The organism is Hydrogenophaga sp., assembly GCF_048549895.1.
Classification (GTDB): Bacteria; Pseudomonadota; Gammaproteobacteria; order Burkholderiales; family Burkholderiaceae_C; genus Hydrogenophaga.
The window spans coordinates 25,196-42,591 of record NZ_JBLYYB010000170.1 but is presented as its reverse complement, the minus strand read 5'-3'; the positions used below and the strand labels follow the sequence as shown (position 1 = coordinate 42,591).

Annotated in this window: 14 protein-coding genes and 1 pseudogene; 9 read left to right on the top strand and 6 right to left on the bottom strand. The window is 67.1% G+C overall.

The genetic code is table 11. The features are described 5' to 3' along the window. The 5 genes and pseudogenes from ACN4F8_RS16800 to bchF form a co-directional block, all read right to left on the bottom strand. Window positions 1-198 (bottom strand): annotated as a pseudogene (locus ACN4F8_RS16800) (hypothetical protein); the annotation flags it as partial. Continuing rightward, window positions 195-3,986 carry a magnesium chelatase subunit H gene (locus ACN4F8_RS16795; RefSeq protein ID WP_419474606.1) on the bottom strand — a complete coding sequence of 1,264 codons (3,792 nt, stop codon included), beginning with the start codon at window positions 3,984-3,986 and terminating at the stop codon, window positions 195-197. The pseudogene ACN4F8_RS16800 and the gene ACN4F8_RS16795, both read right to left, overlap by 4 nt. Beyond that, window positions 3,958-5,517 (bottom strand): ferredoxin:protochlorophyllide reductase (ATP-dependent) subunit B, encoded by a 1,560-nt coding sequence (gene bchB, locus ACN4F8_RS16790; protein WP_419474605.1) that lies wholly within the window; start codon window positions 5,515-5,517, stop codon window positions 3,958-3,960. The genes ACN4F8_RS16795 and bchB overlap by 29 nt, the downstream gene beginning before the upstream one ends. Window positions 5,518-5,538: 21 nt before the next feature. Continuing rightward, the gene (locus tag ACN4F8_RS16785; RefSeq protein WP_419474604.1) at window positions 5,539-6,825 is read right to left on the bottom strand and encodes a ferredoxin:protochlorophyllide reductase (ATP-dependent) subunit N; all 1,287 of its coding nucleotides are present in this window, start codon (window positions 6,823-6,825) and stop codon (window positions 5,539-5,541) included. Then, window positions 6,822-7,337, bottom strand: coding sequence for a 2-vinyl bacteriochlorophyllide hydratase (bchF, locus tag ACN4F8_RS16780; RefSeq protein ID WP_419474603.1), 516 nt, complete (start codon window positions 7,335-7,337; stop codon window positions 6,822-6,824). The genes ACN4F8_RS16785 and bchF overlap by 4 nt, the downstream gene beginning before the upstream one ends. Window positions 7,338-7,653: 316 nt before the next feature. Between bchF and ACN4F8_RS16775 the strand changes: the two genes are divergently transcribed. The 6 genes from ACN4F8_RS16775 (at window position 7,654) to ACN4F8_RS16750 (ending at window position 14,138) form a co-directional block, all read left to right on the top strand. Continuing rightward, window positions 7,654-8,601 (top strand): cobalamin B12-binding domain-containing protein, encoded by a 948-nt coding sequence (locus ACN4F8_RS16775; RefSeq protein ID WP_419474602.1) that lies wholly within the window; start codon window positions 7,654-7,656, stop codon window positions 8,599-8,601. Between the two features lie 49 nt (window positions 8,602-8,650). Beyond that, complete coding sequence (gene ppsR / locus ACN4F8_RS16770; protein ID WP_419474601.1) at window positions 8,651-10,120, top strand: transcriptional regulator PpsR; 1,470 nt, start codon at window positions 8,651-8,653, stop codon at window positions 10,118-10,120. 250 nt (window positions 10,121-10,370) lie between these two features. After that, entirely contained in the window at window positions 10,371-11,258 is an 888-nt protein-coding gene (chlG, locus tag ACN4F8_RS16765; protein WP_419474600.1) for a chlorophyll synthase ChlG, read from the top strand. After that, window positions 11,255-12,628, top strand: a complete 1,374-nt coding sequence (locus ACN4F8_RS16760; RefSeq protein WP_419474599.1) for a BCD family MFS transporter — start codon at window positions 11,255-11,257, stop codon at window positions 12,626-12,628. Before chlG ends, ACN4F8_RS16760 begins: the two co-directional genes overlap by 4 nt. Continuing rightward, window positions 12,625-13,839 carry a geranylgeranyl diphosphate reductase gene (locus tag ACN4F8_RS16755; RefSeq protein WP_419474598.1) on the top strand — a complete coding sequence of 405 codons (1,215 nt, stop codon included), beginning with the start codon at window positions 12,625-12,627 and terminating at the stop codon, window positions 13,837-13,839. Before ACN4F8_RS16760 ends, ACN4F8_RS16755 begins: the two co-directional genes overlap by 4 nt. Further along, window positions 13,836-14,138, top strand: a complete 303-nt coding sequence (locus tag ACN4F8_RS16750; protein ID WP_419474597.1) for a hypothetical protein — start codon at window positions 13,836-13,838, stop codon at window positions 14,136-14,138. The genes ACN4F8_RS16755 and ACN4F8_RS16750 overlap by 4 nt, the downstream gene beginning before the upstream one ends. Here the strand turns inward: ACN4F8_RS16750 and ACN4F8_RS16745 are convergent. Beyond that, on the bottom strand, window positions 14,122-14,439 hold the full coding sequence (locus ACN4F8_RS16745; RefSeq protein WP_419474596.1) for a high-potential iron-sulfur protein: 318 nt from the start codon (window positions 14,437-14,439) through the stop codon (window positions 14,122-14,124). The two genes, ACN4F8_RS16750 and ACN4F8_RS16745, sit on opposite strands and share 17 nt — an antisense overlap. A gap of 194 nt (window positions 14,440-14,633) precedes the next feature. Between ACN4F8_RS16745 and hpnD the strand changes: the two genes are divergently transcribed. From hpnD to ACN4F8_RS16730, 3 genes are all read left to right on the top strand, one after another. Then, window positions 14,634-15,500, top strand: a complete 867-nt coding sequence (hpnD, locus tag ACN4F8_RS16740; RefSeq protein ID WP_419474595.1) for a presqualene diphosphate synthase HpnD — start codon at window positions 14,634-14,636, stop codon at window positions 15,498-15,500. Between the two features lie 2 nt (window positions 15,501-15,502). Continuing rightward, window positions 15,503-16,834 (top strand): hydroxysqualene dehydroxylase HpnE, encoded by a 1,332-nt coding sequence (gene hpnE, locus ACN4F8_RS16735; RefSeq protein WP_419474594.1) that lies wholly within the window; start codon window positions 15,503-15,505, stop codon window positions 16,832-16,834. 91 nt (window positions 16,835-16,925) lie between these two features. Beyond that, window positions 16,926-17,387 (top strand): SH3 domain-containing protein, encoded by a 462-nt coding sequence (locus ACN4F8_RS16730; RefSeq protein WP_419474593.1) that lies wholly within the window; start codon window positions 16,926-16,928, stop codon window positions 17,385-17,387. The last annotated feature ends 9 nt before the right edge of the window (window positions 17,388-17,396 follow it).

The window sequence follows — 17,396 nt, the reverse complement described above, 5'->3', positions numbered from 1 at the left end:
GTGGGAAAACGCGGCCGAGAGGTTGGAGCTGGTGGTGCTCTTGCCGATACCGCCCTTGCCGTAAATGGCAAAGACCTTGGCATTGCCGATCTTGAGCGAGGGGTCGAGCTGGACCTGAAGGCTGCCCTCCCCGTCTTCACGGCTGGATCGGCCGGAGGCACGCCTCAGGTCGGTCAGGGGAACGCTGGTTTCCATCATTCGATAGCTCCTTCAAAAACACCTTCGAGCCGGTCTTCAAGTTCTTCGCTGGCCTGGCGCAGCGCTGCAAGAACGTCGGGATCGGGTTGCCAATATTGGCGATCGGACGCTTCCAGCAGGCGGTTGGCCACCCGCATGGAAGCCGTGGGATTGAGCTTCGCGAGACGGTTGCGCATGTCGGGGTCGAGCATGAAGGTCTGGCTCAGTTGTTCGTACACCCAGGGCTGCACCTGGCCGGTGGTGGCCGACCAACCCATGGTGTTGGTCACGTGCACCTCGATCTGGCGCACGCCCTCGTAGCCGCTTTCCAGCATGCCTTCGTACCACTTGGGGTTGAGCATGCGGGTGCGTGTCTCCAGGGCCACCTGTTCCTTCAAGCTGCGCACCGCGCCGTCGCCCTTGGTCTGGTCGCCGATGTACACGGGTGGCGTGATGCCGCCGCGCGCGCGCTTCACTGCTTGCGTGATGCCGCCCAGCGTGTCGAAGTAGTTGTCCACCGTGGTCACGCCCAGTTCCACCGAATCCAGGTTCTGGTAGGTCAGCTCCACATCGGCCAGCGCGCTTTGCAGCAGCGCGGTGTGTTGCACCGCCAGGCCTGTGCGGCCGTAGGCAAACCCTTTGCGGCGGCTGTAGGTCTCGGCGATTTCGTCGCCCCCGCTCCAGCGGCTGCTCTCGACCAGGTTGTTGACGTTGGAGCCGTAGGCGCCTTCGGCATTGCCATACACGCGCAGCGAAGCGGTCTCCAGCGTGCAGCCGTGTTCGGTCTGGTAGGCCAGCGCGTGCTTGCGGATCCAGTTTTGATCGACCGATTCGTCGGCAGACGCGGCCATGAAGGCGGCTTCGGCCAGCATGCGGATCTGCAGCGGCATGAGGTCGCGGAAGATGCCCGAGAGCGTGATCACCACGTCGATGCGCGGGCGGCCCAGCGTCGCCAGGGGAACGAGCGTGGCGCCTGCGATGCGGCCGTAGCTGTCGAAGCGCGGCAGCGCGCCCATGAGCGCCATGGCCTGCGCAATCGGTGCGCCCTCGTTCTTGAGGTTGTCGCTGCCCCAGAGCACCATGGCCACGGATTCGGGCAACTGGTTGGACTCCTGCATGTGGCGGTCGAGCAGGCGCTGCGCCTGTTCGGCGCCATCCTTCACGGCAAAGGCGCTGGGGATGCGGAACGGGTCGAAGCCGTGCAGGTTGCGCCCGGTGGGCAGCACCTCGGGCGTGCGCAAGATATCGCCGCCGGGCGCGGGGCGGATGTAGCGGCCGTCGAGCGCACACAGGATGGCGTCGACCTCGGTGTCCTTGGCGAGCATGCGGCCGGCATCGGCCAGGCCGCGCATGGCCGCCAGGGTGGTGTCATCGCTGTGCATCTGGCCGGCCTTCATGGCCTGCTCCACGCTCAGGCCGTCAACCAGGGCGCGCACCGAAGCACGCGGTGGGCGCTGGCCTTCCCAGGCTTCGCTCATGGCCAGCAGCATGTCCACACACTCGGCTTCGCTGGGTGCGCGGCCGGTCACGTGCAGGCCGCAGGGAATGAGCGTGTATTCGAGTTCCAGCACCTGCTGCGCCAGCACAAAAACCTGGCTGTCGGCATCACCGCCAGGCTCGGCGTTCCACACCGGCTCAATGTCCACCAGATCGAGTGCCGCTGCCTGGGCCTGCAGCATGGCCACACACTCCACGCGTTCGCGCGAGGTGGGCTCCAGGCCGCGCCAGCGCTCAATGGCTTCCTTCAGATCGATCAGGCCCTTGTACAGACCGGCTTGCGCCACGGGCGGTGTGAGGTAGCTGATGAGCGTGGCGCCCGAGCGGCGCTTGGCGATCGCGCCTTCGCTGGGGTTGTTGGACGCGTAGAGGTAGATGTTGGGCAGGTCGCCGATGAGGCGGTCGGGCCAGCAGCTGCCCGACATGCCGCTCTGTTTGCCGGGCATGAATTCGAGCGCACCGTGGGTGCCGAAGTGCAGCACGGCGTGGGCGTTGAAGTCTTCGCGCAGGTAGCGGTAGAAGGCCGAGAACGCGTGCGTGGGCGAGAGGCCTTTTTCGAACAGCAGGCGCATCGGGTCGCCCTCGTAGCCGAACGAGGGTTGCACGGCCACCAGCACGTTGCCGAACTGTTTGCCCAGCACCAGGATGTCGCTGCCGTTGCTCAGCTGTTTGCCCGGCGCAGGGCCCCACTGGGCTTCGATCTCGCTGAGCCAGCGCTCGCGTTTCACGTGGTCGTCCGCGCTGATGAGCGTGTGCACGTTGGCATCGGCCCCGTGCAGCGCGGCGTTGCCCTGCAGCACACCGTCGCGCAGCGCGTCCACGCTCTCGGGCAGGTCCACCGTGTAGCCCTGCGCCTTCATGGCGTTGAGCGTGTGGAACATCGACTCGAACACCGACAAGTAAGCAGCGCTGCCGACGTTGCCGGCGTTGGGCGGGAAATTGAAGATCACCACCGCCACGCGGCGCTGCGCGCGCTCGCTGCGGCGCAGGCTCACCAGGCGCAGCACGCGCGCGGCCAGCATGATCGCGCGCTCGGGGCACGACTGCATGTCCTGGGCGCTGTCGGTCTCTGTGAAGGTGCAGGCGTGGTGGCAACCGGTGCAGGCCACGCCCACCGGTCCGGCGCGGCCACCGAACACGGTGGGGCGGGTGGCGCCATCCAGCTCGGGGATGGCGACCATGATGGTGCTCTCCACCGGCAGCAGGCCACGGTCGGAGCCGCCCCATTGCGCGAGGTTCTGAAACTCCACCGGGTGCGCGGCCACGTAGGGCACATCGAGCCGGGCCAGGATCTCTTCGGCCGCCTTGGCGTCGTTGTAGGCCGGGCCGCCCACCAGCGAGAAGCCGGTGAGCGAGACCACGGCATCAACGATGCAGCGGCCGTCCTGCATGAAGAAGGCGTCGATGGCGGGGCGCGCGTCGAGCCCGGCGGCGAACACCGGCACCACGCGCAGGCCACGCGCTTCCATGGCGGCAATGGCGCCGTCGTAGTGCGCCGAGTTGCCCGAGAGCAGATAGGAGCGCAGCAGCAGCACACCGACCGTGCCCACGGTGGGGCGCAGCGCCGGCAGCGGCAAGGCAGCCACGTTGTCGGCCAGCCGACCGGCCATGCGCGGGTGGTACACGCCGACCTCGGGGTATTCGATCGGCGGCTGCGCCTTGATCTGCGCGCGCAGGTTCTTGCGCTCGCCGTCGGCGCCGCGGTTCACCACGTGGCGCACCAAGTTCAGGATGTTTTCATCCGAGCCGCCCAGCCAGTACTGCAGCGTCATGAAGTACGCGCGCACGTCCTGCGCGGTGCCGGGCACGAAGCGCAGCAGTTGCGGAATGCGGCGCAGCATCTTCATTTGCGCGGCGCCGCCGGTGGCGGCTTTTTCCTTGCTGCCGCGCAGCTTCTTGAGCATGGCCATGGGGCCGCTGGCGGGCTTGGCCATGTCGAAGTTGCCCAGGCGCGTGAGCTTGACCACCTCGGCGGCCGACGCCATGCAGATCATGGCGTCGCACTGGTCGCGGCGCGCCTGCAGCGCGGGCAGGATGGGCAGGAAGTGGTCTTCCATGAACAGCATGCCGGCCACCACGATGTCGGCGCGGTGGATGTCCTCGATGCAGCGCTCGATGGCGGCGTCGTTGCCCGCGTATTCGGACGCGGCGTGCAGGGTCAGCGCAAGGCCCGGGATCTCGTTTTTCAGGGTGCGCTGCGCGCGCTCGATCGCACCGGCCAGGTGCGTGTCCATGGTCACCACCACCAGCCGCACCGGCAGCGGGCTGCTGGCCGTCGGGGTCTTAGCGCCCATAGTGAGCTTTGGCGTCATACAGCGTCTCCACGGTGATCAGGGACACCCCTCGGTCGATCGCGAAACGCTCGGTGTTGCGCCGGGCTTTTCCGCGAACGAAGAAGGGAATCTTTCGCAGTTCTTTTTCAGCGTCGAGACCCCAGGTGGCCTCTTGCGGCGTCAGGGTTTCGTTGGCCGCCGCCTGCTCCACCGGGGCCACCACGGCCTTGGGCGTCACCGCACCGCCCAGGTGCGATGGCGCAGCGTCTTCGTGGAACTCGGCGTCGCCGCGGAACATGCCGATCAGGTGTTCTTCCAGACCCATCATCAGCGGGTGCACCCAGGTGTCGAACAACACGTTGGCGCCTTCAAAACCCATCTGCGGCGAGTAGCGCGCGGGGAAATCCTGCACGTGCACGGGGGCCGAGATCACCGCGCAGGGCACGCCCAGGCGCTTGGCGATGTGGCGCTCCATCTGCGAGCCCAGCACCAGCTCGGGTTGCAGCTCGGCGATGCGGGCTTCGACTTCCAGGTAGTCGTCGCTGATGAGTGCTTCCACGCCGTAGAGCGCAGCGGCTTCGCGCACCTCGCGGGCGAATTCGCGGCTGTAGGTGCCCAGGCCGACCACGGTGAAGCCCATCTCCTGCGCGGCGATGCGCGCGGCGGCCACCACGTGGGTGGCGTCGCCGAACACGAACACACGCTTGCTCGTGAGGTAGGTGGAGTCGACCGATTTCGCGTACCAGGGTGCGCGTGCCTCGGCGTTGGTCAACACACCCGATGGATCGACGCCGGCCAGCTCGGCGACTTCAGCGATGAAGTCGCGCGTGGCGCCCGAGCCGATGGGCACGGTGCGGGTGGACGGCTGGCCGAAGGTGCGCTTGAGCCAGCCGGCCGCCACGTTGGCGATCTCGGGGTAGAGCACCACGTTGAAGTCGGCGTCGCCCAGGCGGGCCATGTCGGCGGGCGATGCGCCCAGGGGTGCGGTCACATTGATGTCCACACCCATCTCGCGCAGCAGGCCGGAGATCTCGCGCAAATCATCGCGGTGGCGAAAGCCCAGCGCGGCGGGGCCGAGGATGTTGCAGCGGGCGCGCTGGCCGGCTTCGCGCGGGGCACGCTTCACACTGGTGTCGGCCAGGTTGCGCACCATTTGATAGAAGGTTTCGGAGGCGCCCCAGTTTTCCTTGCGCTGGTACGACGGCAGTTCCAGCGCCACCACCGGCACGGGCAAGTCGAGTGCCTTGCACAGGCCACCCGGGTCGTCCTGGATCAGCTCGGCGGTGCACGAGGAGCCGACCATCATGGCCTGTGGCTTGAAGCGTGCGTAGGCTTCGCGCGCCGCGTTCTTGAACAGCTCGGCGGTGTCGCCACCCAGGTCGCGCGCCTGGAAGGTGGTGTAGGTCACGGGCGGGCGCTTGGCGTTGCGCTCGATCATGGTGAACAGCAAGTCGGCGTAGGTGTCGCCCTGCGGGGCGTGCAGCACGTAGTGCACATCCTTCATCGCGGTGGCGATGCGCATCGCGCCCACGTGGGGCGGTCCTTCGTAGGTCCAGAGCGTGAGTTGCATGGTCGGTGTGCCGTTGAAGGGTCAGGCGGCCAGGCGCAGGCGGCGCACCAGCGGGCGGCTGAACAGCTCGGCCAGATCGGCCGCCTGCTCGAAGCCCTGGATGGGGGTGAACACCAGTTCGATCGCCCACTTGGTGGTCAGGCCCTCGGCCTCCAGCGGGTTGGCCAGACCCAGGCCGCAGACCACGATGTCGGGCTGGGCGGCGCGGCAGCGGTCGAGCTGGTTTTCCACGTGCTGGCCTTCGCTCAAAAAGGTGTTCTCGGGCAGCAGGGCCAGTTCTTCGGCCATGTGCTGGCGGTGCAGGTACGGGGTGCCCACTTCGGCAAGCAGCATGCCGAGTTCGCGCGAGAGGAAACGCGCCAGCGGAATCTCCAGCTGCGAATCCGGGAAGAAGAAGATGCTTTTGCCGGCGAGTTGTGTGCGCTGGCGGGCCACCGCCGTGGTGGCGCGGTCGCGGGCCGGGGCTGTTGCCGCCTCAAACGTCGCTGCGTCCACGCCGAAGGCGGAAGCCGCCGCCTGCAACCAGGCGGTGGTGCCTTCCACACCCAGTGGAAACGGCGCCGGCAGGCGCGTGGCGCCACGCGCTTCCAAGGCCACCGCGGTGTCGGCCAGGAAGGGCTGGGCCAGCAAAAACACCGTGTTCGGGCCCACCGCAGGCATCTCGTTGGCCTGGCGCGGCGGGAAAAACTGCACCGGGCCGATGCCCAGTTGTTTGAACAGGCGGGCGAACTGGTCTTCGACCACGTCGGCCAAGGCGCCCACCACCATCAGCGAAGCCGGTGCGTTGGCGGGCGCTTGTGGCAACACGGGCACCAGAGACGCCAGGCAGGCGTCTTCGCCCTGGGTGAAGGTGGTCTCGATGCCGCTGCCCGAGTAGTTGAGCACGCGAACGTCGGGCGAAAAGCGGCCCGAGAGACGCGAGGCGGCGCGCGACAAATCCAGCTTGATGACCTCGGACGGGCAGGAGCCCACCAGAAACAGCAGCTTGATCTCGGGGCGGCGCTCGATCAGGCGGGTGACCACCCGGTCCAGCTCTTCGTTGCAATCGGCCAAGCCGGCCAGATCGCGCTCGTCGATGATGGCGGTGGCAAAACGCGGCTCGGCAAAGATCATCACGCCAGCGGCGCTCTGGATCAGGTGGGCGCAGGTGCGTGAACCGACCACGAGGAAAAACGCGTCCTGGATCTTGCGGTGCAGCCAGATGATGCCGGTGAGACCGCAAAACACCTCGCGCTGGCCGCGCTCCTTGAGCACGGGGGCATCCGCGCAGCCCTTGGACATCGACTGGATGGGAATGACCGGACTCATGCCGTCGCCCCGGAACTGTGCACAACGGGCGCGTTGCCGGAGCTCTGCAGCCGCGCCATGCGCAGCTTGTAGATGAACTGCCCGGCGTTGACCACGTAGGTGGCATAAGCCGCCAGCGCCAGCCAGGCCAGGCCCCGGGCGTCGAGCGCGCCGGTGAACAAGGCCACCAGGTAGCCCGTGTGCAGCGCCAGCACCAGCATGCTGAACACGTCTTCCCAGTAGAAGGCGGGAGCGAACAGGTAGCGGCCGAAGACCACTTTTTCCCAGATGCAGCCGGTGATCATGATGGTGTAGAGCGTCAGCGTCTTGACCACCACCGACACCGTGGCCGCGGTCTGGCCCTCGCCGGTGGCCAGAAACCGCAGCACCAGCCCAAGGCTGACCAGAAACACCAGGAATTGCACCGGCGCCAGAATCCCCTGCACCAGCGTCCACACCGTGGCGTCTCGCCGCACCCGTTCTTCGGGGGTGTACAGGGAGCGGCCGGGAGGCCGCTGGCGTTCGGGGTGCATCTGTGGTGTCTCCATGGATCTCGCTGGGACCCAATTTAGATGCTCGCGCCGATTGTGTCAACTTAACTTGACGTATTTTTTAATTGACACTTGGCAGCGGCACCGGTAAAGTTTTTCTGACAGTCTTTTGAAATGTTTTGACGCGCCAGATTGACAGCAGTACAACGCGTTTCACGGGTCTGATCCCGGCCAGTTGGCCGATCACTCAGCCCCGGACGAACAGCCTTCAGCAATTTCTGATCTCGTAAGACAAGCTCCGGCAAGCACCGTGGCCCCTGCGTATCGGCACCGCGCATTTGCGCCAGGAGACAGGCACATGGGCTCTTATTCACGCTACTCGTCCGCCAAGGAGACCGATCTCTTTGGCGCTCCACCTCTGGAAGGCTGGCCAGAAGCGGTGTGCAGCACAGCGGGTGTGCCCGGTATCGACGACCTGCTCAGGGTGGACTCGGCCGAGGCCTCCAACGACGACGGCCTGCGCTCGGTGCTGCTGGCCAAGGCGGTCGAATACGAAATCATCCCCCGGCTGATGCTGGCGCACCGGGTGTCGCGCGACGGCGTGGCCCAGCCGCAGTCGGACGGAGAACACGTATCACCCGAAGACGTGGTGCCGTTTGCCGACCTCGTGCTGCACGGCGACGACACCATGCTGCGCAACTTTGTGGCCGTGCTGCGCGAGCGCGGCGTGCCCATCGAATCGGTCTTTCTGGAGTTGCTGGCCCCGGTGGCGCGCCATCTGGGTGAGCTGTGGGAACGCGATCTCTGCACCTTCACCGAGGTCACGGTGGGCCTGGGTCGCCTGCAGCAATTGCTGCGGGAGCACAGCGCAGCGTTCGCCCACGCGCCGCGGGCTGGTGCCCGCAGCGATGCAAAGCGGGTGCTGCTGATGCCCTGCCCTGGCGAGCAGCACACCTTTGGTCTGTCGCTGGTGGGTGAGTTCTTTCACCGCGCTGGCTGGGAGGTGGTCACCAGTTTCATGGCGGCGGACGGCGCGCCGGGCATGGTGCAGAAAGACTGGTTTGATGTGGTCGGTTTCTCGCTGGGCTGCGAGACCGGTGTCGATCGTCTGGCCGACACCATCGCGCAGGTTCGCGGCAAAAGCCTCAATGCGGGCGTCTCTATAATCGCCGGCGGTGCAATCTTTGGCTTGCACCCGGAATTCGGCAACAGGCTCAACGCCGACGCCATCATCACCGATGGTCCCGCTGCACCGGCACTGGCTGACAAGCTGCTCGCCGACAGCAAGGCTCGAATTCAGGTTTGAGGCGCCGTTCACCGACATAGTGATTTTGCTAGAACCACGAAAGCCCAACATGCCGCAGGCGTCACAAGCCTATGTCCACAAGCCGTTTGACAAGGCGGGCCAGTTTCTCGACGGTCTGGATGCAGATGCCGCTGCGGAGCTCGTCATGGCCTCGGCCGATGTGGTGCTCATCCTCGACACGGACGGTGTGATCCAGGACCTGGCGCTCATCGGCAAGGACATGATGGGCCTGGGCTGCCAGGACTGGATCGGCAAACCCTGGATCCAGACGGTGACGGTGGAGAGCAAGCCCAAGATCGAAGACCTGCTCGGCCAGCCCGGCGAGTCGGGCCTGGACAACATCCGCTGGCGTCACGTCAACCACCCCATGACCGACCGGGCAGACTTGCCCTTGTCCTACTCGGTGGTGCAGGTTCATCGCAAGGTCAAGGGCAAGACCGATCAGGTTTCGCACCGTGTGGCCTTCGGCCGCGACCTGCGGGGCCAGGTGGCGCTGCAGCAGCGCCTGGTCACGGCCCAGCAATCCATGGAGCGCGATTACTGGCGCCTGCGTCAGGTGGAAACGCGTTACCGCCTGCTGTTCCAGATGGCTTCCGAGCCGGTGCTGATCCTGGAGGGTTCCATCGACAAGCTCGAAGAAGCCAACCCGGCCGCCCATGAGCTGTTTGGTGAACCCTCCCGCCTGCCGGGCTGGACCTTGCTCAGCAGCCTCGATGTGCCCAGCCAGGCCGCCGTGCGCGACATGCTCGACCGCCTGCGCGCCAGCGGCCGCGCCGATCCCTGCACCATCCGCCTGGTCGACTCCACGCAAGACATGGTGGTGGCCGCCTCCCAGTTCCGCCAGGAAAACACCCTGCATTTCCTGCTGCGTTTCACCCGCCCGATGGATTCGGTGGCGCCCAGCCTCTCGGCCAGCAAGCGCCAGTTGCTGCAGGTGATGGAGAGCGCGCCCGATGCGCTGGTGGTCACCGATCTCGACGGCCGCATCCTGAGCGCCAACCGCGCCTTTCTCGACCTCGGCCAGTTGGCCAGCGAAGACCAGGCCCGCGGCGAAGTGCTTGAAAAATGGCTGGGTCGCACCGGCGTCGATTTCCGCGTGCTGCTCACCAATTTGCGCCAGCATGGCAGCGTGCGCCTGTTTGCCACACAGATGCGCGGCGAATACGGCTCCACCTCCGAAGTGGAAATTTCGGCCGTGGCGGTGAACGCCGGCTCGCAACGCTGCCTGGGCTTCACCATCCGCGACGTGGGCCGCCGCCTGGGCATTGAAACCCGCGCCAGCAAAGAGCTGCCCCGTTCGGCCAGCCAGATGACCGAGCTGGTGGGCCGCCTGCCGCTCAAGGACATCGTGCGCGAGACCACCGACCTGATCGAGCAGCTCTGCATCGAAGCGGCGCTGGAACTCACCGGCGACAACCGCGCCTCGGCGGCCGAAATGCTCGGCCTGTCACGCCAGAGCCTCTACATCAAGCTGCGCCGCTTCGGCATTCTTGAAGGCCTGAGCGAAGACACGCATTGACCGAAGCACCCCCCGCGCCGCTTTGCGGCTCCCCCCTCTCTCGCCTGCGGCGGGAGGGGGGCGGCACCTGGGACCGGCGGAGCCGGATCCGTGGTGCCCCTGGATGAAAACCAGCCCCTTGCTCCGGCTGGTTTTTTTTCGTCTGGACGGCTGTATTGCCGGCTCATGCTCACCCGGGATTTCCCTTGGTTTACACCTGTAGTGTCATTTTTCTTTGACACTTTTTGATGTCAGGGGTACAACCTTTTCCATGCAACTCCCTGCCCTGTCGGCTGTCACCGAGCTCTTCAAACCCATCACCTGGTTTCCGCCCATGTGGGCGTTTGCTTGTGGGGTGGTGGCCTCGGGGGTCTCCATGGACGGGCGCTGGTTGCTCGCGGTGGTGGGTGTGGCGCTGGCCGGGCCGCTGGTGTGTGCCACCAGTCAGGCGGTGAACGACTGGTACGACCGGCATGTGGACGCCATCAACGAACCGCAGCGACCGATTCCGTCGGGCCGCATCCCCGGCCAGTGGGGTCTGTACCTCGCCGTTCTCTGGACCGCGGTGTCGCTGGCGGTGGCCACCGTGCTCGGCCCCTGGGGTTTTGGCGCGGCTGCACTCGGGCTGCTCTTGGCCTGGGCCTACAGCGCCCCCCCCATGCGGCTGAAAGAAAACGGCTGGTGGGGCAACGCGGCCTGCGGCATCAGCTACGAAGGCATTGCCTGGATCACCGGCGCGGCCGTGATGGCCGGCGGCGCCATGCCCGGTGGTGAATCACTCGTGCTGGCCGCGCTCTACAGCGCCGGCACCCACGGCATCATGACGCTCAACGATTTCAAGGCGGTGGCCGGCGACCGCCAGATGGGCGTGCGCTCGCTGCCGGTGCAGCTGGGTGTGCAGGGCGCCGCGCGTGTGGCCTGCTGGTTCATGGCGGTGCCGCAGGTGGTGGTGATCGCGCTGCTGCTGGCCTGGGGCCAGCCTTGGCACGCGGCGGGTGTGGCGGGTCTGCTGGCAGCGCAGGCGGTGATGATGCGCCGCTTCCTGGCCGACCCGACACCGCGCGCGCTCTGGTACAGCGGCTTTGGTGTGCCGCTGTTCGTCTCTGGAATGATGGTCAGCGCCTTTGCGCTGCGGTCCATGGCAGGAGCGGGCGCATGACACCGTTTGGCTGGGGCAGCATCGCGCGCCTCGGCCTGGTGCAGATGGCGCTGGGCGCCATCGTGGTGCTCACCACCTCCACGCTCAACCGCGTGATGGTGGTCGAGCTGGCCCTGCCCGCGCTGCTGCCGGGCATGCTGGTCGCCCTGCACTACCTGGTTCAGATCGCGCGGCCTCGCATGGGCCACGGCTCCGATGTGGGCGGGCGCCGCACGCCGTGGATCGTGGGCGGCATGGCGGTGCTGGGCGTGGGCGGTGTGGTCGCGGCGCTGGGCACGGTGTGGATGACCACGGATCGCGCCGCCGGCATTGCGCTGGCCGTCTTCGGCTTCGCGCTCGTGGGGCTGGGCGTGAGCGCCAGCGGCACGTCGCTGCTGGTGATGCTGGCCAAACGCGTGCCGGCCACACGCCGCGCGGGCGCGGCCACGCTGGTCTGGATGATGATGATCGCCGGCTTTGCGCTCACCGCGGGCGTGGCTGGCCACTTGCTGGAGCCCTACTCGCCCGAGCGCCTGCTGGCCGTGACGGCCGGTGTGTCGTTGTCCGCTTTTGTGCTCGCGCTGGTGGCCTTGCGTGGGCTCGAAGGTGAACAAGCCAGCTACGAACGCCCCATCGGCGATGCGCCGAGTTTCAAGGACGCGCTGGCCCAGGTCTGGAGCGAACCGGTGGCGCGGCGCTTCACCATCTTCGTGTTCGTCTCCATGCTGGCCTACAGCGCGCAAGACCTGATCCTGGAGCCCTTCGCCGGCACGGTGTTCGGCTACACGCCGGGGGCGTCCACCCAGCTCTCGGGCGTGCAACACGGCGGTGTGTTGGCCGGCATGTTGCTGGTGGCGTTCTCGGGCGCGCTCGCTGCGCGCTTCCCGATGCACCCGGTGCTGGGCCGCATCGGTTCGCTGCGCGGCTGGACGATTGGGGGCTGCATCGCGTCGGCGCTGGCCTTGTTCGGCCTCACGCTCGCCGGTCTGCACGGCGAGGGCTCGCCGCTGAAAGCCACCGTGTTCGCGCTGGGCCTGGCCAACGGCGCGTTTTCCATCGGCGCCATCGGTTCGATGATGCGACTCGCAGGCGAAGGCCGGCAGGCGCGCGAAGGGGTGCGCATGGGCCTGTGGGGCGCAGCGCAGGCGGTGGCCTTCGGGCTCGGTGGCCTGGTGGGCACCGGCGCGAGCGATCTGGCGCGCTGGTTGATTGCCTCGCCGGGCTCGGCCTACGCGGCTGTGTTTGCGCTCGAAGGTTTGCTGTTCCTGCTGTCGGCCGCACTCGCCTGGCGCATCTCGGCACCGACGGCCAACGCCCCATCCCGCCTCTCCCCGTTTTCCAACGCCGGTGACGCCTTCGCCGTCGGCCCCAACCCCAGGCAACTGTCATGAACACAGACGAAACCTTCGACGTGGTGGTGATCGGTGGCGGCCCCGCCGGTGCCACGGCAGCGCACGAACTGGCCCGCCAGGGCCGTTCGGTGCTGCTGCTCGACCGGGCCGGTCGCATCAAGCCGTGTGGCGGCGCCATACCGCCGCGCCTGATCAAGGACTTCGACATCCCCGACGAGTTGCTGGTGGCCAAGGCGCAGTGCGCGCGCATGATCGCGCCGTCCAACAAACACGTCGACATCCCGATCGACAACGGCTTTGTGGGCATGGTCAACCGCGAGTCGTTCGACGAGTGGCTGCGGGCCCGGGCCGCCACAGCGGGCGCGGTGCGGCGCACCGGCGTGTTTGAAAAGCTCAGCCGCGATGCCGACGGCACCAGCGTTGTTCACTACTCGGCACGTGAACGCCACCAGCGTGGCGAGGGCACACCGGCGCAGGTGCGCGCCCGTGTGATCGTGGGTGCGGACGGCGCCAAGTCGCAGGTGGCGCGCCAGGGCGCCGTGCCCGGTGTGGAGGACACGCAGTACGTGTTCGCGTACCACGAGATCGTGCGCGCACCCGCACAAGAAGCGCAGCCCGCCGGCTTTGATGGCACGCGCTGCGACGTGTATTACCAGGGCCGTTTTTCACCCGACTTCTACGGCTGGGTGTTCCCGCACGGCGACACCATGAGCATCGGCACCGGCAGCGCCGACAAGGGCTTTTCGTTGCGTGGCTCGGTGCAGAGAATGCGTGAAGCCAGTGGCCTGGACGGCTGCGAGACGCTGCGCCGCGAAGGCGCGCCCCTGCCCATGAAGCCGCTGAAACGCTGGGACAACGGCCGCGACGTGGTTCTTGCTGGCGACGCTGCCGGTGTGGTGGCCCCCGCCTCGGGCGAAGGCATTTACTACGCCATGCTCGGCGGCGAACTGGCCGCGCAGGCGGCGCACGAAATGCTCGCCACGGGTGACGTGCGCGCGCTCAAGCTGGCGCGCAAACGTTTCATGAAACTGCACGGCACTGTGTTCACGGTGCTCGGCGTCATGCAGTGGTTCTGGTATGTCAACGAGAAGCGCCGCGAGCGCTTCGTGAAGATCTGCGAAGACCGCGACGTGCAACAGCTCACCTTCGAGTCCTACATGAACAAGCAGCTCACCCGCAAAAAGCCCATGGCACACGTGCGCATCTTCCTCAAGGACATGAGCCACCTGCTGGGCTTCGCGCGGGTGTGAGCGACCTCTCGCTGATCCGCTGGCTGCTCGATGCGGTGATCGTGTTCACCGTGCTGGAGGGACTGGGTTTGTGGCTGCACCACCGGCTCACGGGCCAAGGGCTGGCCCCGAATGACTACGCCCTGAACATGCTCTCGGGCCTGTGCCTGATGCTGGCCGTGCGCGCTGCGGTCAGCTCTCTGGCGTGGCCCTGGATCGCCGTGTGCCTGAGCGCTTCAGGCCTGGCACACGGCTGGGATCTGCAGAGGCGCTGGCAGCGCCAGCGCTCCACCACCCCGGGTGTCAGCCGGCCTTCTTGACGTAAGCGCTGCACCAGCCTTTGCCCGCCACCAGCTTGCCGGGGAAGATCGCGCACGGCCCCGCCGGATCGGCCGGCTTGCCCGCATAGACCTGGCAATTGCTGCACATCTGGGCCGCGGCGTGTTTGGGAAACTTCTTGGCATCGACCTTGGTGGAGTCGGCCACATAACCCAGCGCTGCGGCCTGGGCATCTTTCTCGTTGACCAGGGCGGCCTGCGCCTGTGCCTTGGCGGCCATGAGTGCGGTGCCGCTGGCGGCAGCGACCTGAAGCATGAAAACGCGACGATTGGAACCGTTCATTTGTCACCTCGTGGGGATTGCAGGATTGCGCTCAAATGCTACGCCGGGCGGCATTAAGCCGGGCTGACACGCCCGAGCGCTTGACTGTGGCAATGGCCCATTGCCATGCCGGGGTTTTCGGCGCCTTGCTCTGCGGTGGGCCCGGGACAGCCCGGTCAAGCGGTGGTACGTACACTTGTCGAAAAAACGCGCCCATGACCCCACAAGACTACGTCCAGCAAAAAGCCGCGGCCTCGGGCAGCAGCTTCTACTACGCCTTCCTGTTCCTGCCCACCGAGCGGCGCGCTGCCATCACCGCCTTCTATGCGTTTTGCCGCGAAGTGGACGACGTGGTCGACGAGGTGAGCGACCCGGCCGTGGCCCAGACCAAGCTGGCCTGGTGGCGGCGCGAGGTGGCGCAATCGTTTGCCGGCTCGCCCACGCACCCGGTGATGCGCGCCCTCATGCCGCTCAGCGCCACCTACGCCATCGAAGCCCGGCACCTCACCGCCGTGATCGACGGCTGCCAGATGGACCTGGAGCAAAACCGTTACCTCGACTTCGCCAACCTGCAGCGCTACTGCCACCTGGTGGCCGGTGTGGTGGGCGAGGTGGCCGCCAACATCTTCGGCCAGACGCAGCTGCAGACCACCGCCTACGCGCACCGTCTGGGCCTGGCGTTCCAGCTCACCAACATCGTGCGCGACGTGGGCGAAGACGCTGCGCGCGGGCGCATCTACCTGCCGGTCAACGAACTGCAGAGCTTCAACGTGAAGGCCCACGAACTGCTGCAGCGCGGCGCCGCACCCGGCACCGACGAAGCCGACTTCCAACGCCGCTTCACCGCCCTCATGCAGTTCCAGTGCACGCGCGCACTGCAGACCTACGACGACGCCCTGGCCCTGCTGCCCACCGCCGACCGCCGCACCCAGAAGCCCGGCCTGATGATGGCCAGCATCTACCGCACGCTGCTGCAGGAGATTGCGGCCGACCCGCTGCTGGTGCTGACCCAGCGCGTGAGCCTCACGCCGCTGCGCAAGTTCTGGCTGGCCTGGAAAGTCCAGGCTTTAGGCCGGCTCTGAACATGAAAGTAGCCGTCGTCGGCGCAGGCTGGGCCGGCATGGCCGCGGCGGTGGAAGCCGCCGGCCTGGGCATGGACGTCACGGTGTTCGAAGCCACGCGCACCCTCGGTGGCCGCGCCCGCGCACTGCCTGCGGACAAGCCCGACGGCTCACCCCTCACGCTGGACAACGGCCAGCACATCCTCATTGGCGCCTACAGCGACACCCTGGCCCTGATGCAACGCGTGGGGCTGGACCTGCCGCAGGTGCTGATGGCGCTGCCGCTGTCGTTGCCCTTCCCCGACGGCACCGGCCTGCAGACGCCGGCCTGGGCGGCACGCTGGCCAGCGCCGCTGGATGCGCTGGCGGCCATTGCCACCGCGCGCGGCTGGACCTGGGGCGAGCGTCTGGCGCTGATGCGCGCCTCGCTCGCCTGGCGGCGGGCGGGCTTTCGCTGCGAGCCCACGCTCACAGTAGACAACCTGTGCGAGGCCTTGCCAGGCCGGGTGATGCAGGAGCTGATCGAGCCGCTGTGCGTCTCCGCACTCAACCTGCCGTCAGCACAGGCCAGCGCTGCGGTGTTTTTGAACGTCATGCGCGACGCTCTGTTCGGTCATGGCGCAGCGGGCTTCAGCGCCTCAAACCTGCTGTTGCCACGCACCGATCTCAGCCGCTTGTTCCCAGAAGCCGCTGCGCAATGGCTGCAGCAACACCATGGCCAGTCAAGCCGCATTCAAATGGGCACCCGCATCACAGGCCTGCAGTCCCTTGCGAGCGGATGGCAACTGTCGGGTGACGGGATCAGCGAGGCGTTTGACCGCGTGGTCTGGGCCACGCCCGCCAGCGTGGCCGCACAGACCCTGCTGGCCAACGCCGATGACAACGAGGTGCTGGCGAGTTGGGCACTGGCGGCCCACGCCCTGCATTTCACCGCCATCACCACGGTCTATGCCTTTGCCCCTGGCGCGCGGCTGTCGGCGCCCATGCTGGCCCTGCGCGCCGAGCCCGATGCACACGCCGCGCCCGCGCAGTTCGTATTCGACCGTGGGCAGCTCAACCCGGCGGACACCGGCGTGTTGGCCTTTGTGGTGAGCGCGAGCAGCGGCGAGCGCGACGAACTGCAGGCGCGCGTGTTGCAGCAAGGTGCGCGACAGTTGGGCCTGGCGTTGCAGCCACTGATCACGGTGGTGGAGAAGCGCGCCACCTTTGCCTGCACGCCCGGCCTGGAGCGCCCCGGCCCGCTGGTGGCGCCCGGGCTGTTTGCTGCGGGCGACTATGTGCACGGGCCCTACCCAGCCACGCTCGAAGCGGCCGTGCGCAGCGGCGTGGCGGCAGCGCGGCTGGCCAACGACTGACCCGGCCAACAGGCACCGCAGGGGAACCTCTGCAAACCCGGGCGTTCCCACAGGTTGACTTTTTTCAACCTCCCACCAAGGAACCCCACGGATGAACCTGACCAGCCCCACCCGAAACCTGTTGATCGCAACCGGCCTGTGCTTCGCGGCACTCCTCAACACCTCGGCCCACGCGCAGAGCATGGTGAGCGTCAAGGGCAGCACGCTGAACATGCGCGAAGGCCCGGGCACGCACACCGCGGTGTTGTGGGAATTGAAGCGGGGCTATCCGCTGCAGATCACCGAGCGCAAGGGCAGCTGGGTCCGCGTGCGCGACTTTGAAGGCGACACCGGCTGGGTCGCCCGCTCGCTCACCGGCAACACGCCGCACCACATCGTCAAGTCCAAGGTGGCCAACCTTCGCGCAGGGCCGGGCACGCAGCACCGCATCGTGGGCAGGCTTGAATACGGTGAACTGCTGCGCACCCGCGAGAAGCGAGCCGGCTGGGTGCGCGTGGAGCGCAGCGAAGGTGTGAGCGGCTGGATCGCGAAGCGCTTGCTCTGGGGCTTCTGAGACAGGCCC